20 protein-coding genes are annotated in these 23217 nt (G+C 41.3%); 12 read left to right on the top strand and 8 right to left on the bottom strand.

Going from position 1 to position 23217, the window contains the following annotated elements:
• Positions 1–86: 86 nt before the first annotated feature.
• The 4 genes from IQ244_RS33080 to IQ244_RS27065 all read right to left on the bottom strand — a co-directional run bounded on the left by IQ244_RS33080 (position 87) and on the right by IQ244_RS27065 (position 5833).
• Positions 87–218, bottom strand: a complete 132-nt coding sequence (locus IQ244_RS33080) for a hypothetical protein (protein WP_265578956.1) — start codon at positions 216–218, stop codon at positions 87–89.
• Positions 219–892: 674 nt separating this feature from the next.
• Positions 893–1486, bottom strand: coding sequence for a Uma2 family endonuclease (locus IQ244_RS27075; RefSeq protein WP_193899791.1), 594 nt, complete (start codon positions 1484–1486; stop codon positions 893–895).
• 597 nt (positions 1487–2083) lie between these two features.
• The gene (locus IQ244_RS27070) at positions 2084–3541 is read right to left on the bottom strand and encodes a hypothetical protein (RefSeq protein ID WP_193899788.1); all 1458 of its coding nucleotides are present in this window, start codon (positions 3539–3541) and stop codon (positions 2084–2086) included.
• Between the two features lie 78 nt (positions 3542–3619).
• Entirely contained in the window at positions 3620–5833 is a 2214-nt protein-coding gene (locus tag IQ244_RS27065) for a phosphoketolase (RefSeq protein WP_193899786.1), read from the bottom strand.
• A gap of 276 nt (positions 5834–6109) precedes the next feature.
• Between IQ244_RS27065 and IQ244_RS27060 the strand changes: the two genes are divergently transcribed.
• Both IQ244_RS27060 and crtO read left to right on the top strand, forming a co-directional pair.
• Positions 6110–6868, top strand: a complete 759-nt coding sequence (locus IQ244_RS27060) for a DUF2993 domain-containing protein (protein ID WP_193899784.1) — start codon at positions 6110–6112, stop codon at positions 6866–6868.
• A 232-nt stretch (positions 6869–7100) separates the two neighbouring features.
• A complete protein-coding gene (crtO, locus tag IQ244_RS27055; RefSeq protein ID WP_193899782.1) occupies positions 7101–8795 on the top strand; it encodes a beta-carotene ketolase CrtO in 1695 nt (564 codons plus the stop codon).
• A 234-nt stretch (positions 8796–9029) separates the two neighbouring features.
• Here crtO and IQ244_RS27050 read toward each other — a convergent pair whose 3' ends face one another.
• Positions 9030–9728, bottom strand: coding sequence for a hypothetical protein (locus IQ244_RS27050; protein ID WP_193899780.1), 699 nt, complete (start codon positions 9726–9728; stop codon positions 9030–9032).
• Between the two features lie 331 nt (positions 9729–10059).
• Positions 10060–10614: an SRPBCC family protein gene (locus tag IQ244_RS27045; protein WP_193899778.1), complete on the bottom strand. Its 555-nt coding sequence runs from the start codon at positions 10612–10614 to the stop codon at positions 10060–10062.
• Between the two features lie 270 nt (positions 10615–10884).
• Between IQ244_RS27045 and IQ244_RS27040 the strand changes: the two genes are divergently transcribed.
• The 5 genes from IQ244_RS27040 to lpxD all read left to right on the top strand — a co-directional run bounded on the left by IQ244_RS27040 (position 10885) and on the right by lpxD (position 15311).
• Entirely contained in the window at positions 10885–11079 is a 195-nt protein-coding gene (locus IQ244_RS27040) for a hypothetical protein (protein WP_193899776.1), read from the top strand.
• Positions 11080–11279: 200 nt separating this feature from the next.
• A complete protein-coding gene (gene rd / locus IQ244_RS27035) occupies positions 11280–11444 on the top strand; it encodes a rubredoxin (RefSeq protein ID WP_193899774.1) in 165 nt (54 codons plus the stop codon).
• Positions 11445–11512: 68 nt separating this feature from the next.
• Complete coding sequence (locus IQ244_RS27030) at positions 11513–12745, top strand: NAD(P)/FAD-dependent oxidoreductase (protein WP_193899793.1); 1233 nt, start codon at positions 11513–11515, stop codon at positions 12743–12745.
• Positions 12746–12951: 206 nt separating this feature from the next.
• Complete coding sequence (locus IQ244_RS27025) at positions 12952–14025, top strand: hypothetical protein (protein WP_193899772.1); 1074 nt, start codon at positions 12952–12954, stop codon at positions 14023–14025.
• 251 nt (positions 14026–14276) lie between these two features.
• A complete protein-coding gene (gene lpxD / locus IQ244_RS27020) occupies positions 14277–15311 on the top strand; it encodes a UDP-3-O-(3-hydroxymyristoyl)glucosamine N-acyltransferase (RefSeq protein WP_193899770.1) in 1035 nt (344 codons plus the stop codon).
• Positions 15312–15387: 76 nt separating this feature from the next.
• Here lpxD and IQ244_RS27015 read toward each other — a convergent pair whose 3' ends face one another.
• The gene (locus IQ244_RS27015) at positions 15388–16293 is read right to left on the bottom strand and encodes a CoB--CoM heterodisulfide reductase iron-sulfur subunit B family protein (protein WP_193899768.1); all 906 of its coding nucleotides are present in this window, start codon (positions 16291–16293) and stop codon (positions 15388–15390) included.
• A gap of 383 nt (positions 16294–16676) precedes the next feature.
• Between IQ244_RS27015 and IQ244_RS27010 the strand changes: the two genes are divergently transcribed.
• The 3 genes from IQ244_RS27010 to tkt all read left to right on the top strand — a co-directional run bounded on the left by IQ244_RS27010 (position 16677) and on the right by tkt (position 20623).
• Positions 16677–16928: an acyl carrier protein gene (locus IQ244_RS27010; protein WP_193899766.1), complete on the top strand. Its 252-nt coding sequence runs from the start codon at positions 16677–16679 to the stop codon at positions 16926–16928.
• A gap of 144 nt (positions 16929–17072) precedes the next feature.
• Entirely contained in the window at positions 17073–18320 is a 1248-nt protein-coding gene (gene fabF / locus IQ244_RS27005; protein ID WP_193899764.1) for a beta-ketoacyl-ACP synthase II, read from the top strand.
• 290 nt (positions 18321–18610) lie between these two features.
• Complete coding sequence (tkt, locus tag IQ244_RS27000; RefSeq protein WP_193899763.1) at positions 18611–20623, top strand: transketolase; 2013 nt, start codon at positions 18611–18613, stop codon at positions 20621–20623.
• Between the two features lie 256 nt (positions 20624–20879).
• Here the strand turns inward: tkt and IQ244_RS26995 are convergent, their stop codons facing one another.
• On the bottom strand, positions 20880–21602 hold the full coding sequence (locus IQ244_RS26995) for a Uma2 family endonuclease (protein ID WP_193899761.1): 723 nt from the start codon (positions 21600–21602) through the stop codon (positions 20880–20882).
• A 232-nt stretch (positions 21603–21834) separates the two neighbouring features.
• On the opposite strand from IQ244_RS26995, the gene tadA reads away from it, so the two are divergent.
• On the top strand, positions 21835–22347 hold the full coding sequence (tadA, locus tag IQ244_RS26990; protein ID WP_193899759.1) for a tRNA adenosine(34) deaminase TadA: 513 nt from the start codon (positions 21835–21837) through the stop codon (positions 22345–22347).
• A gap of 85 nt (positions 22348–22432) precedes the next feature.
• Positions 22433–23203, top strand: coding sequence for a lysophospholipid acyltransferase family protein (locus tag IQ244_RS26985; protein WP_193899757.1), 771 nt, complete (start codon positions 22433–22435; stop codon positions 23201–23203).
• The last annotated feature ends 14 nt before the right edge of the window (positions 23204–23217 follow it).

Genomic DNA, 23217 nt, shown 5'->3' with positions numbered 1-23217 from the left:
TGGTTCCAAAGAAAATATCGCCGGCTTGTTGTTCGATGGGAAAGAATTGCTGCCTGCTTCAACGGTTTTCTCTCTCTTGCCACAATTCACATCTGGATTAACAGAATTTTATTAGTGGGATAGGTTCTTTCAGCAGTTGGTTCGAGTATCGCAATTCCTGATGCTGCGATCGCTTTTGGCGTTGGCGGAGCGATCGCTTTCAAACTACTTCGCAACAAACCGAACCGTTACCTCTTGAGAATTGCGATTGAGAATAACCACGTACTCCAAGACATCGTATGTAGGTGCGGAATCGCTCAATAATAGATATTTTACGCGTGGTAATTGCTTGATGGCAGCCCAAGCCTTTATAATCTGACCTCCAGATCAAACAGCACCTGGAGGTTCTCATTAGGGATAAACTGCCGTAAAAATCTCATGTGACTTTCGGCGGCTGCGCGGGTTATAAATCGGCCTATGCAGACATTGTGACCTGTGGGTAAACAGTGGAACATCGCCCACGGATTAAGATTGATTAGGTAATCCATAGTTAAAATCACGACTCGCAAACTAGCCACCTAGCTCACGCTGGTGTGGTTCCCCATAACCTACATTCCGCAGGTCTATCAGGTTAATAGATAATATTTTCTGTAAGGAGCGCCGAGAAACTGGAGAATCCAACGTCGTTCATCGGTAAGATTAGCAATCTGTTTAACACAGGCGATCGTTAGCAGATGAATCGACACACATTTTGTCTACGATTCCTGCGACCATACCACAATGATAAATATCTTGTACTCTTATTTGTGAGGCTGATGCTGTCATGAATAAAAAATAGCATTAATCTCTTCACTTACCGGCGGAATCCAGGGTTGAATTATAACTTTTTGGGTTTGCGTCAAACAAGTTATAGCTATTTTTTCATACCTTGCATAAATTGTGTTCTAGCATCAATAATTGAAGGCATTAAAACACAACTCGCCAATAATGCTATATCTAAATCTAGGAAGAATTCGCTTCGTTGAATTTGCTCATAATTATCATTTTTTAGACTATATAGGTAAAATTTATTATTCTCCCAGAACCAAACTTCAGGAATATTAAACCGTTTGTATTTTTCTAGTTTGTCAATACTGCCACTGGTGATATTAACTTCAATTGCTAAATCTGGATTTTCTTTTTTCTCCCCTATGTAATAAGATTCATCAGGTTCAAAGGAAGCATTTTTTTCTTTGGCACGACGCGTGGCACTACCTACTGGGATAAAATTTATACCTTTTTCAAAAAAGTATAATGCTAATAATATCCCAATCACGCTTTTAATCATTTCGTGCTGTTCACCTAGCGTCATAAATTCAATGCACCCATCAAGATAAGTTATCCGCAAACCTGCTGCATCTGTGGTTAAGGTTTCTATTTTCTCGAATTCTTCCCAGGCGTAATAACCAGGTAAGAGAAATCGCTGTTCTAGAGTTGTGGTATTTTTATCTAAGATTTGGATAGTCATAGTTAAATGATGTTTATGACTTTATTTTGATTATAATCGGGAATTGCTTTGCAACTAATAAGCCTTTTGAAAAGCAATCGCCTTTATGAAAGTAGCAATTATAGTTTTGCGACTCGCAAACTAACTTTTGCAACTCGCAAACTAAGTTTCTGACTCGTAAATTAACTTTTGCAACTTGCAAACTAAGTTTCTGACTCGTAAATTAACTTTTGCGACTTGCAAACTTAAGTTCTGACTCGTAAACTAACTTTTGCGATTCGTAAACTAAGTTTTTGACTCGTAAATTAACTTTTGCGACTCGTAAACTTGTTATTCTCCAAGAATTTCAGTAAATCTACCCGCATCTATCCTTTAGTTCTGACGAAAAGCGTAAATCTACGCATGGAATGCAATTTTTCAGCAGATAACAAAGCACTTTTTTGTAGGTTGGGTGAAACGAAGTGAAACCCAACAAATGATCTAACTCTTCACAACAAAGGTTTTATATAATCAATGATCACGTTGAAATTAAGATGATTTGGTTTTGGGTTACGGCACAAATATTAATCGTTGTGCTGCAAATATCCAAGCTTGCGCCTCCACCCAACCTACGCATAACTACTTACTGCCAATCATTGAAATATCCAAATATTTCAATGGAGAAGAAGGAAAAGGCCAAATGCCATCCCAATACATTTTTTCTAACTTCTGGTTGGCATCTTCTAAGCATTTTTTAAACGGGTCAATATTTTTTATTCCAAGAGCAACTAATAATTTTTGAGCATATTTAAGACTATATGCTTCTAATAAGTATCTTGGAACTTGTTCCATATATACCTTAGTCCAAGGTATCCAATTATGCCATTGACCTAGTTCGCTATCTTGAGCTTCAGACCGTAAAAACAAAAAGCAGTCCGCATTCATAAATTGTTGCATTGGCAAAATTTTAGCTAGCTCTCCCTCATTATGGCGTTCATTCAAAATATTTGCATGAACTGACATTATGTTCAGATTTAACCGCTCTTTTCGATGAGATAATAACTTAACAGACTGAGAAACATAGGTAAAATATACTAAACTTGGTTCTTTTGATATAGGATAATTATCAACGTAAATACCTACTTCCAATAAATCTGCAATTATTTCCCATCGATTTTCTCGAATTAGAAATGAGAAAAAAGATACAAAAAGTTCATGACCTATAAATTTGTAAAAATCGAAATCAATATCTTTATAGCTACCTGAGAAAACGCGTGGAAGATTATAACGCTCTAAAATTAGTTCAAATTGTTTGTATATTTCACGCGCAGCATCTGAGTTGTTGAATATTGCAATTACTTCTGCAAGTTGTGCAAATTCTATTATTGTTCCTGTTGTTTGCTCAATTGATTGTACTAGTAATTCATCAGCTATACCTCCTTTTGTAAAATCTGGCTTCAGTGTATCAAGCTCATCTCTTAGCTGTGTCATGAATCGACGGATTAAAATGGGTTGATTCGGCTGGAAATTTTCAACTGCTATTCTTGTCTGTTCTCCTATGGTTATTGGTTGAATAATTTCTCCAGCATTTTGTAAGTCAATTCCTTCTAAGATATTCCGAAGCGCACCTTCCAACTTTGACTGAAGCTGCTTACGCTCTGTGGAACGATCCTCACTTTCTTCAGGCATAAAATATGGAATCACCCGTCGCATCCTTAGATCAAATGGCAGTTGTTCTGGTTTTGCAACAGCGGAATTTATTACCATGATGATGTTGTTCCATCCCAGAGCCTTGATTGCATATCCAAGTTCAAGTAAGACATTAGGATTGGGAGTGAGGCGAGAAGAACTATTTTGGTTAATGATTGAAACGTCACATACAAAAACTTGAGCCTGTTCAATTTTTTCAAATATTGTATGAGCAATATCTGGTGAACCCGGTACATCTTTTGTATCACGGTCGATAACTGGCTCAACTTTTATGGAATCATCATTGCGGATGGATTTGGTAGCAGCCTCAAGAGCAGCCTCAATAAATCCACGATTCGTTTTATTAGGTAAGTCTGATTGCCAAGAATAAAATATTTTACAATTCATAGTCAATATTCATACATTAAACCCCATCTAGGAAAATACTTAGATGGGGGTGTCTCATTACATTATATCTATCTAGTCTTAATGTACTAACTCAATTGCCCGCTTTGTCAACGCCTCAGCGGTCAAACCATTAAACGCCATCAACTCACCAGCACTGGCTGTAGTTTCGCCACGTTTCCAGGCAAAAGTATCGCGCTTGCTGTTACTTCTTAGCATAATTGGTTCTAGCATCGCCGCAGCACCACCAGTTACACCAATTAGTGCATCACCACCAAATAATTCAGCAAATTTTGCGTCATCAATAAAACCACCATCAGCTTCAGAACAAGTATCCCAAGCAACATCACTAGGACGATATAAACGGCGGGGATTAATAATAGAAACTATCTTTGCCCCGATACCTTCTGTTTCTAAGAAAGCTGCTGCTTCAAATACAGGAATTAATGTCATATCGCCAATAACGGCAAACACAACTTGCTTATCACCAGCAATTTCATGCAATAATATCGCCCCATCTTCTAAGCCTTGCTGAGTTTGTTTTAATGTTGTGCGAATTGGCAAAGGTGACTTACTTGCAGTAATGACAATTCCCTTATTTCTTGTTTTTAAAGCCCAGTCATAACAAGCTTGGGTACTATTAGCATCAGGAGGAAATACAGGAAATACATTTCCATTCCGCATCATCGATGCAAAGTAAGCTTCAATTTCTGGACGTTGGTGAGTCCAACCGTTACGACCTTGTTCTAATGCGCCAGCAGTAAATAAGGTAATTGTTGAGGGAGTTTGACGGCGTAATTCTGCCATTGCTTGGGTGACTGTTTGCCAAATTGGTAAACCGTTGATGGCAAAAGATTCGTAAGAACACCACAAGCTTCTCGCACCCATAAGTGATAAACCAACGGCTAAACCTGCACAAGCATCTTCACTTAATGGTTCATAAACTTGGCCGTTTGGTGCTTGGTTATATAAGTCGTCGGTTGTGGGGTGAATAATTTTTAATGCTTGGTTAATGTTGCCAATTCCTGATGCTTCGTTACCGTCGGCGTTGGTGACGAGGAAATTTTTATCCTTTTGTCCGACGATACCAACTAATCTGCCCATTGCGGTTGTCGAAACTTTGGGTTCGCCACCAACTGTATATTCTTCTAATGGCAATTCACCTAAATCTGCCAATGGTAATTCAAATTCTGTCACAACAGTTTTCGCAGCAGGGCCACCACCAGCGCGTTCGGCGTTGGTTCTAACTGTTTGCCAAGCCTCTTGTGATAAGGCGCGTGTTTGCAATGCACTGATAATGTGCGGTGCATCTAGGGTGTCTTTAGGATATAAGTTGTGCGATTTTGCACCTCTGGCGTGAACGCCTGCGCCTTTGAGTTGTTTGATAATAAATACCGTGAGTTTACCGCCAAGTGCGGAACGTGCGGCTTTATCAACAGCTACTAATACGGCTTGGGTAAAGGCGAGGCGTTGCTGGAAGGAAAAGGCGGTACTATCAACGTAGTCTCCTGGTTGATTTTGGTCGTCGAATTCTTTGGCATCGACGAGAATGACTTCTGCAAAACCATTACCTTGCCAGTATGCTTGCATTTGTTCGTTGGTTTTGAGGGAAACCATACTGTGGTGTTCTTGGCTGTAACCATTCCATACCAGCACGGGTAAGAAGTTGGTGACGCTGGGATAGGCGGTGTTGAAGTGTGCCATTGAACTCATGATATATGGTTCACCCAGTCCACCATCACCAACAGTAAAGGGGAAAAGTTTGTCACGGTGCAGGAGTGCAGCCGACATTGCAAAGTGTTGCCCTTGTCCCAAAGGCCCGGCAGGTGCGAGAATGCCGGGAATGTAACCGGAAAGGTGTCCTAAAAGACCGTGCTTTTCGCGGAAGCGATCGCGCAATTGTTGTACTGTAAAAATGCCCATGTCTTCTAAAGAGCGATCCAAAAACATGGCACTATAAAATCCAGGGGCGTGGTGTCCGACTTCCGTAATAATATTTTTGTAGCCCAACATGACTAACGCTGCATACGCTTCCGCTTGGCTGGCAAACCCGCCTGGATGACCTGATGCTTTACTCCCAGTAACTTGCAATGTTAGGTAACGCAAGGCATCAGCAGCTAATAAAGTTTGATATACGGCTGCGGTATCTGTAGGAGATGCGATCGCTACTTTATCTGAATCTATCGCAGGTGTAGCACCATAAGTGGCAAAATCTGGTAACGCTTCACCAAAATATTGAATTCCTTCGCAAAAATCAGGAAGCGCGGAAGATGCCTTTGGTGTAATTGCTGTCATGCTGACTACCTTATAACAATGGAGGGAAACTGTAGATGCCCGTGGAATTTAACAAAAATTTTACATCTTCAGGGCTGTAACAGTTTATTGCATTTTTACAACCAAAGGATAAGCAGTTTAAATGATTGCTAGAGAAAAATTTACATCCAAATTTCCCTGTAACCTATCACCTCTCAATCATCTATACTCCCACCTGTATATACCATCCTGTAGATCCTTTTTTGGGTATGTAAGGTCTAAAGTAACCATAATGGGACGCTATGAGATGAAAAATTCATGCCAGAAGAACGCAGGTTGGAAGAAGAGTTTATATCACAGGAAGCCGAACGCAGGCTATCCAACCAACTGGATGAAGCTGAACAAATTAACGTAGATGTGCAAACCGATTTGTTCAAAATAGTTCAAGGACAAGCGGATGGAGTTTCGCTGAGTGGTCAGGGATTAGTTATCAAAGAAAATATCCGTGTCCAAGAAATCAAATTACAAACAGATAGTATTGCGGTAAATCCTTTCAGTGCGATTTTTGGTCAGATTGAACTGAATGCACCCGTAACTGCGATCGCGCGCATTGTCATGACAGAATCAGACATTAATCAAGCATTAAATTCCGACTTTGTGCAGAATTACGCAAAAAATTATGCATTGAATGTTGAAGGCGAAATTATCAGTTTTGAACTGGAAAATATGCAACTATCTTTACCTGGAAATAACAAAATTGAATTCCAGGGGTTAATCCAAATCAAAGAGAAAGCTAATAACCATCAACTTGGTTTTACAGCCAGATTTAAACCTCGAACTTATGCCAATCCCATCATCCTAGAAAGTTTTAATTGTCATCAGGGAGAAGGCGTTAGATTAGAAATAGTTTTAGCACTTATGCAGAAAGTAAAAGAACTAGTTAATTTAACATATTTAACCTGGGAGGAAACCAAATTTAAAATTATCGACATGGAAATAAAACAGCATAATTTAATAGTTTTAATTGAAACTCAAATGCAACAAATACCCTCTTCTCTCTCAGAAATCACGAATTAGTAAAATCAGCACCAAATCGTTTGATTTAATAAAATTATGTCAATCTTGTAATGTCATAATTTCAGAATTCAGAAAGGTAAATAATGAGGAGAAATACTTGATAAATCAATTTACTAATCTACTAAATTAGCTCTAAAATTTGACTTCTGACTCCTGGGTGCTGAATTCTTATCTTGTAATTTCTTTTTACCCTTTGTAATATTAGCAAGCCACTTTATTCTAAAATACAAATATGCAAGAATATGATGTTGTAATTATCGGTGCTGGACATAATGGACTAGTTTGTGCAGCATATTTGCTCAAAGCTGGCTATAGCGTCCTACTTTTAGAAAAACGTTCTGTCCCTGGTGGTGCAGCAACCACTGAAGAATGTTTGCCCAAAGAAGCCCCCGGATTTAAATTTAATTTGTGTGCGATCGACCATGAATTTATTCACTTGGGGCCAGTAGTTGAAGAATTAGAACTGAAAAAATACGGCTTAGAATATTTAGAATGTGATCCAGTAGTTTTCTGTCCTCATCCTGATGGTAAATATTTCTTAGCACATAAATCTTTAGAAAAAACTTGTGCAGAAATCGCCCGTTATAGTGAACGTGATGCTAAAAAATATGCCGAGTTTACTGACTATTGGCAACGGGCGATCGGTGCAATGATTCCCATGTTTAATGCACCACCAAAATCAATTATCGATATTGTTGGTAATTACGACATTACAAAACTCAAAGATTTATTTTCAGTGATTGGTTCACCAAATAAAACACTGGATTTTATTCGCACCATGCTAACCAGTGCGGAAGATTTACTCAATGAGTGGTTTGATTCGGAATTTTTAAAAGCACCACTAGCCAGATTAGCAGCAGAACTAGGTGCGCCACCATCACAAAAAACCCTTGGTATTGGTGCAATTATGATGGCAATGCGTCATAATCCTGGCATGGCTAGACCGCGTGGTGGGACTGGTGCATTAGTCAAAGCTTTGGTGAGTTTAGTCACTAGTAAAGGCGGCGTAATTCTCACAGATCAGCACGTTGAAAAAGTTTTAATTGATGATGGGAAAGCTGCTGGTGTACGCGTTGCTGGTGGTACAGAATATCGGGCGAAATATGGTGTAATTTCTAATATCGATGCCAAGCGGTTGTTTTTACAAATGACCGATAAAAGCGATATTGACTCAGCCGATCCTGATTTGTGGGAAAGATTAGAACGCCGCATTGTTAACAATAACGAAACCATCCTCAAAATAGATTTGGCTTTAGATGAACCTCTGCATTTTCCTTTCCACGCGCATAGAGATGAGTATCTTGTTGGTTCTATCTTAATTGCCGATTCCGTTGCTCATGTGGAACAAGCACATAGTAAGTGTACCTTGGGAGAAATCCCGGACTCTGATCCATCAATGTATGTAGTGATGCCGAGTTACCTTGACCCCACATTAGCACCTCCCGGTAAACATACTGTCTGGATTGAATTTTTCGCCCCCTATCAAATTGCTAGTGCAGAAGGTACAGGCTTGAGAGGTACTGGTTGGACTGATGAGTTGAAAAATCAAGTGGCAGACAAAGTAGTTGATAAGTTAGCTACTTACGCCCCTAATGTCAAAACAGCAACTATCGCCCGCCGGGTGGAAAGTCCCGCAGAATTGGGAGAACGATTAGGTGCATATAAAGGAAATTACTATCACGTTGATATGACTTTAGATCAGATGGTATTTTTCCGTCCCTTACCAGAAATCGCCAACTACAAAACCCCAATTGACAATTTATTCTTAACTGGCGCTGGTACTCATCCAGGTGGTTCAATTTCGGGGATGCCAGGACGCAATTGTGCGCGGGTATTTTTGCAATCGAAGCACCCAATTACCCAGACGTTGAAAGATGCGAGAGATTCGATTAAATCCACTGTCGGATCTGTATTTGGGATAGTTTAGGAATAGTTAGGTGGGCAATGTGGAAAATTTGCTTTCCATCAGATTTTAAAGTTGTGGACATTGCCCACCCTACGATTTTGAGAATAATGCGATCGCTCTTAACATTGCGGACATTCCGATCGCAAAATAAAAACCCCACTAAAATTTGTGGGGTTGTTTTGTGAATTACGGTGACTCTAAGTTATCTAAAACACATAAACTTCGTTCAGTTCAGGATATTTTAGGTTACAAAAACTAAACATTTGCGAGGCGTTGCTCTAACTCCTCAATGCGTTGAGCCATTAATCTGAGGACTTCTTGGCTATCTTCTACCCCATTAGATTCACCTGGTTGAGATGTCACAATAGGCGGACGCACAAGAGATGGTAATCTGACTAAGCTACCACCACTGGCTGTAGGTAGAGCGTAGGCAATTTGATCAAAGTCAGGAACAGAATCATCGATATTTTTGGGTAAGAAAGTTCCGCGATGTTCTGGAGTAACTAACAGTTCATAAGCTGGCCCTGCGATCGCTGCTCTAGTAATGCTCACATACCCACGAATCTCTAAATTTTTAGTTCCTGTAAACAGGTCGACATTTTGCAGATCGGGTAGTAGAGTAATCAACGCTGTATCATGAGCAGGAATACCAACATTAAAAGTAAACCTTTGAGGATTACCTGGAACTGGTGTCAATTCAGAAAATTCATTGTTACCTAAAACATCACGAATTGTGACTGTATCTACTAGATTTAATTCAGGCGTTGTTGCTGTAAATTCCAGCCTCAAGCGTGCAGGTGCATCAGTCGTATTAGCAATAGTTAAAAAGTAACCTTGAACAACTCTCCGAGCAACTTTACCTAATTTTTGGGCAATTTCTGGGGGTAAATTACCTAAATTGTCTGTAGGAGCAATTGGCTTAACAAGTAATTCAAATGTTGAAACTAGTGGCATAATTATTTTCTCCATGAAATTTAGTTTATATCTCAGATAATGTGGTGATTAATACCATTTTTTTCGGTGGCAAATACACAAAATCTGGGTTAGAATTTCCAGCTAAAATGATTTTTTTGCTGATAATTATTCCACAAAGTGAAATATTTGATTTACGTAAAAATTCGGACTTTGTAATATTTCTTTACAATCTTTTTTATTAAATCAAAAAATTGGCAATATTTATATTTATTTCAGAGCAGTCTTTCCAGGCTTTACTTAGAAAAACATATAGCCCGGACGATACAATCGTCCGGGCTATAGTTTGAATTTTATGTTCTCAATTGGTTGATTACTGTTTACACAATACCTGACGCATTTTACGCATATTCGCAGGTAGTTCAAAGTTCATTGCTTGTTGAACAAAAATTGAAGGGATAGGAATATTTGGTGTAGCTTGCACGTTATAAGCCACCAAAGTACCATTACCAAAATCTTTTAAATCTACGCAGGCGGTAAAGTCATCAAAAGTGCCTTTTTCCATCCGAAAGTGAATTTGTTGTCCAATCACTTCAACAACGTTGAGGTAAATTTCCACTTGAGCAGTAAAAAACAAAAATGCCTTTTGTGCGGCTTGATACAAGCGCTTCACTTCGCCTCGCTGTACAACTTCGCTTTTGGTAATGTCAGGAAAATACTGTACCCAACGTGGGTAATCTGTTAGTTGCTGCCATACCTGCGATCGCATTATTGGCACATACATCCATGCAGTAACTGCACCACCCCATGCTGTATGCGATCGCGCTTCTAGCAAAATTTCACCCTGCATTAATAATCTTCGCTTGTCATCGCTCCAAGCCATATCTAAACCTGCAATAATTGGGTCGGAAATATGAGACGCAGCCATACTAATTTACTCACTCCTCACTTTGCCACACTTCCTGCGTTGACGCTAATCAACCGTCGACTAAGCTTTAGATCAACTCACTCAAATTTTAGTTCCACTTCCCAAGCACCGTTTTCCGGAACTAATATCATTTCTGCTCATTATTCTGGGAAATCACTGATAAATTCGTATTGATGATTACATTTAATCAAATCTAAATTTAAGCAGCTTTAACAATAGCACCACTTCTAATATAGAAGTGTAATAAATTTTGAATCAAAGGCACATTCAATGAATCAATCTTCTTTAAACCGTATGCTAACCCAGGCTTTTGGGATTCTACTTGGCATTGGCATCGCAATTTGGATTCTCAGGGGTTTTGGCATTCTCACATTTCTGCCAGGAGGAATTATTTGGCTATTTGTCTTCGGTGCGATCGCCCTGGGAATGATCAGTTTTGCTCAAAGAACGTGGTGGCGTTTCTAATCTATGCCCAATATTGTGTGATATTACGTAATCAAAATTGTTTAAGTTGCTATAAATTTAACTTTTGCTAACTTTTAAGATCTTAGTAATTGTGGATAAAACATCCATATAACTTGGTTTTCTTTGAGGAGCAAAATGTGCTAATTGTAGCTAGAGACTCAAACATGATTCAGAAATAATTTAAATTCAGGGATAAAACAATGGAAACTTACGAATGCACTATTTGTGGCTACGTGTATGATCCAGAAATAGGTGATCCTGATAGTGGAATTGCCCCAGGAACACCTTTTGAAGATATCCCAGAGGATTGGGTGTGTCCGGTTTGCGGCGCGACAAAAGATCAATTTGAACCAGCAGAAGTGTAATGTGGGAAGAAAGAAGTATGAAATGACCATTGACCATTGACCAATCAACGAACGAGACTTTTTTGACCTTGCAACCGTTAACAATTGTAGTTATTGGGGGTGGGGCTGCGGGATTTTTTGGTGCGATCGCCTGTGCTAATGCCAACCCCCACGCCCGTGTTATTTTAATCGAAGCCAGCCGTCAACCACTAGCCAAAGTCAGAATTTCTGGTGGCGGACGCTGTAATGTGACTCATGCTTGTTTTGAAGCAGCAGGCTTAGTACCGAATTATCCCAGAGGTGGAAAAGCTTTGCGAGGTGCGTTCAGTCGCTTCCAAGCCAAAGATACGGTATCTTGGTTTGCAAATCATGGAGTACCACTGAAAAAAGAAGCTGATGGCCGGATGTTTCCAGTTACAGACAATTCGGAAACAATCGTCAGATGTCTGATGAATGCTGCTGAAGAAACTGGAGTAGAACTGTGGACTGGTACACCAGTTATGTCAGTTAAACGGCTACTCACCACTCAGTTTGAAGTTTATTTGAAATCAGGTGAAACTTTAAAATGCGATCGCTTACTTTTAGCCACAGGTAGCAATCCCATCGGCTATAAAATCGCCAAAGAATTCGGTCATCAAATTGAACCGCCAGTCCCGTCATTGTTTACCTTTAACATTCCTGACCCCAATTTGCGTGCCTTAAGTGGCGTGAGTATGAATCCAGTGCGCTTACGGCTGTTAGTTCCCGAACAACCGGCTTTAGAACAAATAGGGCCTTTACTAATTACTCACTGGGGAGTGAGTGGCCCAGCTGTGTTGAAGCTTTCCGCTTGGGGTGCAAGAATCCTAAATAACAACCATTATCAAGCCACCTTACTAATTAACTGGCTACCAGATTTGCAGCAAGAACAAGTACGGGAAAAAATTTTAGCAGTTAAAAATGAATGGGGCAAAAAAGCGATCGCCTTACATCGTGGAGTTGATATACCTCATCGTCTTTGGCAACACTTTATTAACCGCATCGGTATTACTACGGAAGTTCGTTGGGCAGAAATATCAAACAAAACCCTAAATCAGCTATTGCAGGAGATTTCTCAGGGAAAATACTTAATTAATGGCAAAGGAGCTTTCAAAGAAGAATTTGTCACTTGTGGGGGTATCAACCTCAAAGAAGTTAACTTTAAGACAATGGAAAGTAAGATAATTACTGGTCTTTACTTTGCTGGAGAGATTTTAGACATTGATGGTATTACTGGTGGTTTTAACTTCCAAAGTGCTTGGACAACTGCTTATTTAGCTGGTTCAGCAATGGCAGAAAATTAATAAAAAATACAGTATTCAGAATTTTAATCTACTGAAGTACTGTATCCTTTTACAACTATGAAGACAAAGCAATATTACTTCAGTAAAAAATAGCTAACAGTAAAAAATAATACTAACTTTCAAGCCTTTCTCTCCTTGCCACTCCATATTTACAGCAGTCACCCTAGAGTAGGCGATTTTTCGCGTATTTTTTTGTCAAAGGGTGTATGTCAAACTACCAATCTACTCTGTCTGAAATTACCTTACAGGGCAGTCAGTATATGCTGCATGGCTTTCCCGTATTAGGAATGCCCGATCAAGAGCGTGCAGTTAAATACTTCAGTCTTAATCCATTTCTCCCAGATGCCCAGAATCGTTGTCCGGTTGAATGTGCTTATTGCGTCTGTCATCAAGACAGTGAATGGCATCATCATCCAGAAAACTTTGAGAAAAATCTTACTCCATCAGACCTACTTGATCGTTTATTAGACCGCATTTTTGCCACTCCAGAAGGACAAAAAGGCTTTCCCATTTCCATCTGCGACTATTCTGACCCCTTCATTCCAGCCCATCGGGAACGGGTACTGTCAATCCTCAATGCACTGATTGACCGTCAAGCCGCCAACATGGTCTACATCACAACTAAAGTCCATCCTGGTCAAGCGTTTCTCGAACGTCTCAAAGCTACCTTAGCCCAACCACACTCCTTGCGAGTTACAGTTTTTGTTAGCCTCCCACCCTTGAAACCAGGATATGAGCAAGCCTCCATTCCAGGACGAGTCAAGCTACTACAAGATTTAGTCAACCTTGGGATTCCCTGTTGCTGGTATCTTCGTCCCTTAGTTGAACAGTGGTTTGATGAAGCTTTAATGTGGCAATTGACACGCTCACTTTTGCCCTACGTTGCCCATCATGTAATTTTGTCTGGGATTGTCATGTCCGAAGAAATTGAAGAGAGTTTATTAAAACAGGGATTAATTGTGCCGCAATGGGATCGGACACAACCAGGACGCAAACAACTTTTATCAGCAAAATTTGAGTCTCAACTACGTTCTCTTCTCAGCACAGTTGCTAGTGAACAAAAGATTTCCCTTGGCCCAGTTATGGGACATCGACTGTGCGGGACTAATGGTAATCATGCTTACGGTTGTTTGATGTGTGCTAAACAAGAGCGTTATTGTCAACTCTTTCAACTACATCATTACGGTGAGGCGATCGCTGCTGAAGATAATCAACGATTAAAAATCTTACTGCGACAGAATCTCCAAAGCAAAGTACCATCAGCCGAAGAATGCCATTGAAGAATGCAGAATTCACAATCCAGAATTCGAAATTAATAAATGGGGGATATAGATCCCCTATTTTTTTGCTGATCAATAGTAGTTTTATCCTTTGCCAATGTCCTCACTACCTGGGCTAGTGCTATACAAACCTATGTTTCACCATAGAATCAGTCCAAAATCTAAACTCTAAAATTGTTTGACTTCTGAATTCTGGGTTGATAAAGAGGGACAATAATCTTGCCTTTGATGAATTTTCAATCAACCTAAAAATGAAATTCAGCGAAATCATCCGCCAATTTGGGGACATTACCACTAATAACAGTCTGACAACTAACCCAGCCCAAGACATAGACATCACTGGGGTAGCGGCTGTTGATGAAGCCACAACTGGGACTATAAGTTATGTAGAAGGCGGCAAATTTACATCTTTAATTAGTCAGACAGGCGCAAGTGCTTTAATTTTGCCAGAAGATCAAACCTTACAGACTCAAGCACAAGAACGGGGTATTCCTTGGGTAAGCACAAAGGAACCAAAACTTTTATTTGCCAAAGTCCTGACTATTTTTTATCAACCATATCGTCCTAATCCAGAAATTCATCCAACTGCTGTAATTCATCCCACAGCCAAAATTGGCATTGATGTTTATATTGGCCCTCATGCTGTAGTGCAAGAAAGAGTAGAGATTGGCAATCATGCAGTGATTCATCCCAATGTAGTGATTTATCCCGATGTGAAAATTGGCGATCGCACTACCTTACACGCAAATTGCACAATTCACGAACGCAGCCAAATTGGTGCCAATTGCGTTGTTCACAGTGGTGCTGTCATTGGTGCAGAAGGTTTTGGCTTCGTACCTACCCGGACTGGTTGGTTCAAAATGGAGCAATCAGGCTACACAGTCTTAGAAGATGGCGTAGAAATTGGCTGTAACACGGCTGTTGACCGTCCAGCCGTTGGAGAGACACGCATTGGACGCAACACAGTAATTGATAACTTAGTGCAGATTGGTCATGGTAGCCAAATTGGGATGGGTTGTGCGATCGCTGGTCAAGCCGGGATGGCTGGCGGTGTCAAAGTTGGTAATCGCGTAATTCTGGCGGGTCAAGTGGGAATTGCCAATCAAGTTAAAATCGGGGATGGGGCGATCGCTTCTGCCCAAACTGGTATTCACAGCGATGTCCCTGCCAAAGAAATTGTTTCCGGTACACCAGCTATGCCCCACAAAGTCTATCTCAAGGTAAGTGCTATTACTAGTCGTCTGCCAGAGATGTATCAAGCCTTCAAACGCTGGCAACGTCAATAAAATCAAAAGTGAAAAATAAAAAGGTAAAAGTAAAAAAAATTTTACCTTTTTACTTTTGCCTTTTTACTTTTTATATCTATATTCCCAATTTTTCTAACACTGGTTTTGTCGAAACAATATGCCTATCTAAACCAAGCTCTTGAGGGCTAATTCCCAACGCTAAAGCAATCAACTGCGGTAAATGTAACACTGGCAAACCTAGCTTCTGCCCAATTACTTTTTCGACTTCTGGTTGACGAGAATCTAAATTTAAATGGCACAAAGGACAAGGGGTAACTAAACAATCAGCACCATTTGCTAAAGCTTCTTGAATGTGCATTCCAGCCATTTTAAATGATTCGGTAGTGGCGTAACTTGCCAATGGCCAGCCACAACATTGAGTGCGACCACGATAATAAATTGGTGTTGCACCCACAGCCAGAAAGACATTTTCCATTGCTTCAGGTTGGAAAGGATCATCTAATAGCATAGTCTTTTGACCGCGTAGTAGATAACACCCGTAAAAAGCCGCACATTTTAAATTAGTTAATTTACGAGTAACGCGGTTAGTAATTTCTGCCAAGCCATAATCTTTTACCAAAGCATAAAGCAGATGTTGAACTTCTGTACTACCTTGGTAAGGCGAACAGTTCTCCTTTTTGAGTAAGCCATTAACTTGCTCAACATAGGTTGGGTTGCTGTTTTGACAATCTTTTAGACGTTCATTAACGTGACCAATCACACCTTGACAGGTACTACAATGAGTGAGTAAAGGTAGATTTAAGGCTTCGGCTAGGGCAATATTTCTGGCGTTGACAGTATCTTCTAGTAACTGCGAATCTTCTTTAAACGTGCCAGAACCACAGCAAGCAGCTTTTTTGAGTTCAATCAATTCAATACCCAACGCTTGGGTAAGAGCTTGCGTAGACTGATAAAGTTCTCGACAAGCACCTTGGGCAACACAGCCAGGAAAGTAAGCATATTTAAGCGTTTGAGATACCATAAAATAATAGGGGCTAGGGACTAAGGGCAGGGAGTTAGTATTGTTACTCAGCACTCAGCACTTACTACTCAGCAACGCCAGTCCGCTCAAGTCGGCAGAGCCGCCCACGCGGCAGGCTCCTCAGTAATCAGCACTAGGAATTTATTTGGACATTAGCCAAAAAAATAGTAACAATTAATAAGTAGAAGCATTTATACAGTGTATGCGATCGCTGAAATTAACATAGTACCAGATCTTCCCTAGGGGGCTAGGGAGCAAGTTTTCTAGAAGAAAACACTTCGGTAGTATACGGGCGATCGCGCTTTCCGATAAGATGTATATGCTCAAAAACCATGTCACTCATCAAGAGCGGCTAATAGCAACTGGTCAAGGAATTTTATTGTATGAGCCAAAACGAAACTTTTGAAAAGGTCAAGAAAAACGTTGCCGATCAACTGAGTGTGGAAGCAGAAAAGATTACTCCAAACTCTAATTTTATTGATGACCTAGGTGCTGATTCCCTAGATCTCGTCGAACTAGTGATGGCTTTTGAAGAAGAATTCGAGATCGAAATTCCTGATGAAGCCGCCGAGAAAATTTTGACAGTCCAAGATGCGGTTAATTACATTGAAAAGCAAGTTGCCGCATCCGCCTAAGAAAGTTCTGAGTGATGAGTAGTGAGTGCTGAGTAGTCAAGAGTCAAGAATTTGTTTTTCGATCTTTTTCACTTAGTCTTTCTACTTACAAACTCAGCACTCAGCACTTAAATTTGCAGCTTTCTCGCTACCTTTAACTGAGTCATGACAGATTATATACGTAAACGCGTTGTCGTAACTGGTGTTGGCGCGATTACACCCATTGGCAACACACCAGATGAATATTGGGAAGGATTGATTAGCGGCCGCAATGGCATTGACTACATCACACATTTTGATGCGTCAAGCCATGATTGCCGCATTGCTGGTGAAGTGAAGAACTTCGATCCACACGATTATCTAGAGCGCAAAGAAGTTAAGCGGATGGATCGGTTTTCGCAATTTGGGGTTTCAGCAGCAAAACAGGCACTGGCTGACGCAAAATTAGTAATTAATGAGCTAAACGCTGAACAGATAGGAGTAATCATTGGTTCAGGGATTGGCGGCATTAAGGTATTGGAAGACCAGCAAACAGTCTACCTGAACCGTGGCGCTGATCGTTGTAGTCCCTTTATGATTCCGATGATGATTGCCAATATGGCAGCTGGACTCACAGCAATTCACACCGGTGCTAAAGGGCCAAACAATTGTACTGTGACTGCTTGCGCCGCAGGTTCCAACGCCATCGGCGATGCTTTTCGCCTGATTCAAGGAGGGTACGCCCAAGCCATGATTTGCGGTGGTTGTGAAGCAGCAATTACACCCTTATCTGTAGCTGGATTTGCCGCTTGTAAAGCCCTTTCTTTCCGCAATGATGATCCGGCTCATGCTTGCCGTCCCTTTGACCGCGATCGCGATGGATTTGTCATGGGTGAAGGTGCGGGAATTTTAATTCTCGAAGAACTGCAACACGCTCTCAGTCGTGGCGCACGTATATATGGGGAAATGGTTGGCTATGCCATGACCTGTGATGCTTACCACATAACATCTCCAGTTCCCGGCGGAGAAGGTGCAGCTAGAGCCATTCAACTAGCGCTCAAAGATGCAGGTATTACCCCAGAACAAGTTACCTACATCAACGCTCATGGCACTAGTACCCCAGCTAACGATTCCAACGAAACTTCTGCAATTAAAACAGCCTTGGGCGACCATGCTTATAAAACAGCAGTTAGCTCAACGAAATCAATGACAGGTCACTTGTTGGGTGGTTCTGGTGGTATTGAAGCCGTAGCCACCGTGTTGGCGATCGCTAACGAGCAAATTCCCCCAACCATCAATCTCGAAAGTCCTGATGCTGCGTGTGACTTAGATTATGTGCCGCACACCAGCCGCGCCCAAAAAATTGAAGTTGCTTTATCTAATTCTTTTGGCTTTGGTGGCCATAATGTCACCCTGGTCTTCAAGAAGTACTGAGTGCTGAGTGCTGAGTAACGAGTGCTGAGTAACAAGTGTAGGATTCAGACTTCACACTTATACTTTTCCTCAGATGCACCAGACAAAAGTATTATAGATATCATTCCCAGCTGAACCAAGGGTTCAGCATGACCAAATTCTTAGCTTGATTAGTTACCAGAAACTCAGAAGATCCCGCTTGTCCATCGCCAATCGGGAATGGGATGATGAGGATATTGTAGGGGAATCGAAGAACCCCGGTAAATGAGAAGCTCGTAGAGTGCTAACCCGTCGTTAAAAACAATCTTATTATGGCTGTTGCAACCCAATCCCTCGAAGAACTGTGTATTAACTCAATCCGCTTCTTGGCTGTCGACGCTATAGAAAAGGCAAAATCGGGACACCCAGGGCTGCCGATGGGCGCTGCTCCAATGGCATTTGTGCTATGGGATCGCTTTATGCGGTATAACCCCAAAAATCCCAAGTGGTTTAACCGCGATCGCTTTGTCTTATCTGCTGGTCATGGTTCTATGTTGCAGTATGCGCTGCTCTACCTGACAGGCTACGACAGTGTAACCATCGAAGATATCAAGCAATTTCGTCAGTGGGAATCCAAAACCCCTGGACACCCGGAAAACTTTATGACCGCTGGGGTAGAAGTTACCACCGGGCCTTTAGGACAAGGTATTGCCAACGCAGTCGGTTTGGCCATAGCGGAAGCTCATTTAGCAGCTAAATTCAACAAACCCGATGCCAAAATTGTCGACCATTACACTTATGTAATTCTTGGTGATGGTTGCAACATGGAAGGTGTTTCTGGTGAAGCAGCTTCTTTTGCAGGACACTTGGGATTAGGTAAACTCATTGCTCTATATGATGACAACCACATCTCCATCGATGGTTCTACAGATGTGGCATTCACAGAAGATGTTTCTAAGCGTTTTGAAGCCTATGGCTGGCACGTCTTGCACGTTCAAGATGGCAACACTGATTTAACCGCAATTCACAAAGCTATTGAAGAAGCAAAAGCTGTCACTGATAAGCCTTCTTTCATTAAGGTGACAACAACTATTGGTTATGGTTCCCCTAACAAAGCCAACACCGCGGGAATTCACGGTGCAGCTTTGGGTGGAGATGAAGTAGCATTAACCCGCAAAAATTTGGGTTGGGAACACGAACCGTTTGATATCCCTCAAGACGTTCTCAACCACACCCGCAAAGCCGTAGAACGCGGTGCAGGCTACGAAACTGAATGGAATAAGGCATTTTCTGACTACAAAGCTAAATATGCCCAAGAAGCAGCTGAATTCGAGCGTTATCTGAGTGGCAAAGTGGCTGACGGTTGGGATAAAGTACTACCCACCTACACCCCTGAAGACAAAGGCTTACCTACCCGTAAGCACTCAGAAACCTGCCTTAACAAAATAGCTGCGGTTTTACCTGAACTCATTGGTGGTTCCGCTGACTTAACTCACTCTAACTTGACAGAAATCAAGGGTAAGGGCGACTTCCAAAAAGGACACTACCAAAACCCCAACATCCACTTTGGTGTGCGGGAACACGCAATGGGCGCAATCTGTAATGGTATTGCCTTGCATGGTTCGGGATTAATTCCCTACGGTGCTACCTTCCTCATCTTCACCGACTATATGCGGGCTGCCATTCGCTTATCCGCCTTGTCTCAAGCTGGGTCGATTTGGGTAATGACTCACGATTCTATCGGTCAAGGTGAAGATGGCCCCACCCACCAACCAATCGAAACCGTAGCTTCCTTGCGGGCTATTCCTAACTTGACAGTGATTCGTCCCGCCGATGGAAACGAAACCTCTGGTGCTTATAAAGTAGCAATCGAAAGAGCTAAGAACAATGCTCCTACTTTATTGGCGTTCACTCGCCAAAATGTCCCTAACTTGGCAGGTACATCCATTGAGGGTGTCGCTAAAGGTGGATACACTGTTGTCGATTCTGAAGGTACACCAGAGCTAATTATCATTGGTACTGGTTCAGAATTGAGCCTCGCTGTCACCGCCGCGGAGAAACTAGCAGCCGAAGGTAAGAAAGTTCGTGTTGTATCCTTATCCGCTTGGGATCTGTTTGAATCTCAAGATGCAGCTTACAAAGAATCTGTTCTACCTAAAGCTGTCACCAAGCGTTTAGCTGTAGAAGCTGCTTCTAGTTTCGGCTGGCACAAGTATATTGGTTCTGAAGGCGATACTGTAACTATTGACCGCTTCGGCGCTTCGGCTCCTGGTGGCGTTTGTTTAGAGAAGTTTGGCTTTAGTGTTGATAATGTATTAGCTAAGGCTAAACAATTGTTGGGTTAATCGCAACAGCCAACATATTCTCTGAATTTGATAGGGTGGGTAAATTACCTGCCCTTTTTTATTTGTAGTAGATTTATGATAATTGTGAGCTTGACTGCTGTTGCTACTGCGATCGCAACGACACTTTCAATACGCTTCGGTTAAGCTCTAAGCAGTCTTGAGTATAGAAAAAGAGTGTGTGTCTAATTTAGCTACTCATCACCTCTGGATTACGGGTAATTCTGATGAGATTTTGCATAGCTGATGCCTCAAGTATTCAAATAGTATCGGGATCGATATTTAACTCCCGCAGTTTTGCAGCAAGACGTTCTGCTTGTTGTTGTGCTTGCTGTACTTGTTGCTGTGCTTGCTGTACCTGCTGTTGTGCTTGTTGTGTAGCTTCTTCCAGTGTGGGTACTAGTTGATGATCTGGTGTAAAATAACGTAATAATCCCTCATACACACCCAGATACAATCCTAATTGTTGACTCCACAAATGCCCTTGTTCATTTGGTTGCAGAGGTTGATATTCTCCATCTAATAAATGAAATCCTACCAGTTCTAACGTATCTAGGTCGAACCAAAAATAATCTGGCGTGCGGAAAGTATCTTGATAAATTGTTTTTTTTAAATTTTTGTCGGTACTGGCTGTTGATGGCGACAGAATTTCAACAATGACATTGGGATACTTTCCATGTTCTTCCCAAACTACCCAACTTTTTCGGCTACGGCGATCGCAACCTAACACGACGAAAAAGTCTGGGCCTCGGAAAAATTCTGATTTACGTTGATGGGGACTGTAGTAAATAGTCAAGTTTCCCGCCGCATAGAAATCATTTCTCTCTCGCCACAGCCATTTTAAACATTGCAATAAGAGCATGATTTGCTCTAAATGTAATTCGCTTTCCAAAGGTGGTTCATCACTGTATATATCACTAGGAGGAAATATAACATCCTGGCAGATGCCTGTTTGCGGATTTATTTCTTGAGCGATGGTCATAGAATGAATGCGGCATCAAGTATGGCTTTATTTTAACAGTGTCGTCTTTGGCGATCGCAGCATATTAAATATGTTGTCATTACATCCTTCAAGGCAAGGAGTTGAGGATTAAATTTGAGAGAAAGTTGCATACAGCATTATATTAACTATAGTCAAAAACTCAGAAACACAGACAAAAAGCGATGGCTCCGCCAAGGCCAAGGGCGAACGCCACCATTAAATTAGACTTGATATGTCAATTGAATATCCAGAATATTGGACACACCGAAAATGGATGAGTCGTGCTTTAGAAATCGCCCAAGCCGCAGGAGATGTGGGTGAAGTTCCGGTTGGTGCTGTCATCGTTGATAGTAGTGGAAATTTGATTGCCGAAGGTGAAAACCGCAAAGAACGGGACAAAAACCCCACCGCCCACGCGGAAATTGTGGCGATTAAAGCCGCATCTCAAAATTTAAATAGCTGGCGGTTGCATGAATGCACCTTATATGTAACGTTAGAACCTTGCCCGATGTGTGCAGGTGCGATCGTCCAATCACGTTTAGGAAGACTTGTCTATGGAGTGGACGATACAAAAACTGGCGCAATTCGGACTGTCCTCAATATCCCCGATAGCGCTGCTTCTAATCATCGTCTACAAGTCTTGGGAGGCATACTAGAATCAGCTTGTCGTCACCATTTACAAACGTGGTTCGCTACTCGCAGACTTCAACAAAGAGCTACAGACAGCAGAAAAACTGTCCAATAACAACTACACAATTTATAAAAGAGAATTTACGGTTTAACTAATCACTATTTTAAAACCTTGTACTGGGCAATTCGCAGCTACCGACATGATAAAATTTGATTTCTCCAAAGATACGTACGAGCCAAAGCCAATAGCACAGAATTCAGAAAATCATCAGGTGGCTGATGCAGCCTCACAAGTTTCTCCTTTATTGGGGCCGATGGCGTATACTTTGGGACGGCATCTCGTTTTACCTTTGTTCTTTGGCAGAATTACAATCACCGGACAAGACAATATTCCCACAACAGGGCCGATTATCTTAGCACCTACCCACCGGGCGCGTTGGGATGCCTTACTTGTCCCTTATGCTACTTCTCTGATCACTGGTAATGATTTACGCTTCATGGTGACAATCACCGAATGCCAAGGGCTACAAGGCTGGTTTGTGCGTCATTTAGGCGGATTTCCTGTCGATACCCAACATCCCACCATTTCTACCTTAAGGCATGGAGTTTCGTTACTTCAGCAAAGAAAAACCTTAGTAATTTTTCCTGAAGGTGGCATTTTCCGTGATGGCAAGGTTCATACTTTAAAAACAGGAATTGCTCGTCTGTCTTTGAGTGCTGAAACCAATCACCCAGGACTAGGGGTAAAAATTGTCCCTATGAGTATTAATTACAGCCAACCCTATCCTAACTGGGGTACAGATGTGAACATTAACATTGGTAATCCAATTAATGTTGCGGAATTTACCAATGGCTCAATCAAACAAAATGCTAAACGCCTAACCGAAGAATTGGCGAAGGAATTGCAACACCTAAATCATCAAGAATCAGAAGTGACTAATGGTCAGTGGTCTATGGTTAATGGTCAATAGTTTAGAGATTTTTA

The organism is Nostoc sp. LEGE 06077, assembly GCF_015207705.1.
Classification (GTDB): domain Bacteria; phylum Cyanobacteriota; class Cyanobacteriia; order Cyanobacteriales; family Nostocaceae; genus Nostoc_B.
The sequence above is the reverse complement of the archived record's forward strand: the minus strand, read 5'-3'. Positions and strand labels throughout refer to the sequence as shown.

Excerpts from the sequence above, each read along its gene's own strand:
- IQ244_RS27075 (WP_193899791.1), bottom strand. The coding sequence starts at position 1,486 with ATGACTATCCAAATCTTAGATAAAAATACCACAACTCTAGAACAGCGA.
- IQ244_RS27070 (WP_193899788.1), bottom strand. The coding sequence starts at position 3,541 with ATGAATTGTAAAATATTTTATTCTTGGCAATCAGACTTACCTAATAAA.
- IQ244_RS27065 (WP_193899786.1), bottom strand. The coding sequence starts at position 5,833 with ATGACAGCAATTACACCAAAGGCATCTTCCGCGCTTCCTGATTTTTGC.
- IQ244_RS27060 (WP_193899784.1), top strand. The coding sequence starts at position 6,110 with ATGCCAGAAGAACGCAGGTTGGAAGAAGAGTTTATATCACAGGAAGCC.
- crtO (WP_193899782.1), top strand. The coding sequence starts at position 7,101 with ATGCAAGAATATGATGTTGTAATTATCGGTGCTGGACATAATGGACTA.
- IQ244_RS27050 (WP_193899780.1), bottom strand. The coding sequence starts at position 9,728 with ATGCCACTAGTTTCAACATTTGAATTACTTGTTAAGCCAATTGCTCCT.
- IQ244_RS27045 (WP_193899778.1), bottom strand. The coding sequence starts at position 10,614 with ATGGCTGCGTCTCATATTTCCGACCCAATTATTGCAGGTTTAGATATG.
- IQ244_RS27040 (WP_193899776.1), top strand. The coding sequence starts at position 10,885 with ATGAATCAATCTTCTTTAAACCGTATGCTAACCCAGGCTTTTGGGATT.
- rd (WP_193899774.1), top strand. The coding sequence starts at position 11,280 with ATGGAAACTTACGAATGCACTATTTGTGGCTACGTGTATGATCCAGAA.
- IQ244_RS27025 (WP_193899772.1), top strand. The coding sequence starts at position 12,952 with ATGTCAAACTACCAATCTACTCTGTCTGAAATTACCTTACAGGGCAGT.
- lpxD (WP_193899770.1), top strand. The coding sequence starts at position 14,277 with ATGAAATTCAGCGAAATCATCCGCCAATTTGGGGACATTACCACTAAT.
- IQ244_RS27015 (WP_193899768.1), bottom strand. The coding sequence starts at position 16,293 with ATGGTATCTCAAACGCTTAAATATGCTTACTTTCCTGGCTGTGTTGCC.
- IQ244_RS27010 (WP_193899766.1), top strand. The coding sequence starts at position 16,677 with ATGAGCCAAAACGAAACTTTTGAAAAGGTCAAGAAAAACGTTGCCGAT.
- fabF (WP_193899764.1), top strand. The coding sequence starts at position 17,073 with ATGACAGATTATATACGTAAACGCGTTGTCGTAACTGGTGTTGGCGCG.
- tkt (WP_193899763.1), top strand. The coding sequence starts at position 18,611 with ATGGCTGTTGCAACCCAATCCCTCGAAGAACTGTGTATTAACTCAATC.
- IQ244_RS26995 (WP_193899761.1), bottom strand. The coding sequence starts at position 21,602 with ATGACCATCGCTCAAGAAATAAATCCGCAAACAGGCATCTGCCAGGAT.
- tadA (WP_193899759.1), top strand. The coding sequence starts at position 21,835 with ATGTCAATTGAATATCCAGAATATTGGACACACCGAAAATGGATGAGT.
- IQ244_RS26985 (WP_193899757.1), top strand. The coding sequence starts at position 22,433 with ATGATAAAATTTGATTTCTCCAAAGATACGTACGAGCCAAAGCCAATA.